Annotated in this window: 1 pseudogene; it reads left to right on the forward strand. The window is 37.7% G+C overall.

Annotation, left to right across the window (positions count from 1 at the left end):
- Nucleotides 1-401 (forward strand): annotated as a pseudogene (locus AC2JF8_RS09335) (C39 family peptidase); the annotation flags it as partial.

A 401-nucleotide genomic window follows, 5' to 3' on the forward strand; every position in this document is an offset into this window, starting at 1 on the left:
GCTAAAAGATTAGAAGCCATTCAAATTAAATTAGTGAAGAAGGGCGAAGCGGCACCTGAAGGAAATGGAAAAGCCTTTTTAATTGGAAATGAAGCAAAACGTCCAGATGAAATCAAACCAACTGTCAATTATCAAACACACGTGCAAAATATTGGTTGGCAAGGGGTTGTCAAGAATGGCGAAATAGCTGGTACAAGTGGGAAAAATTTACAACTGGAAGCAATCAAAATCAACCTGAGTGATGCTGCTCTAGCTGGAAATATAGAATACTCTACGCACATCCAAAATATCGGATGGCAAGATTATAAAGCTAATGGGGCATTGTCTGGCACAACTGGAAAAAATTTACAATTAGAAGCCATTAAAATTAAACTGGCCGGTGATGTTTCAAGATATTATGA

This window comes from Lactobacillus sp. CA30L (genome assembly GCF_059900845.1).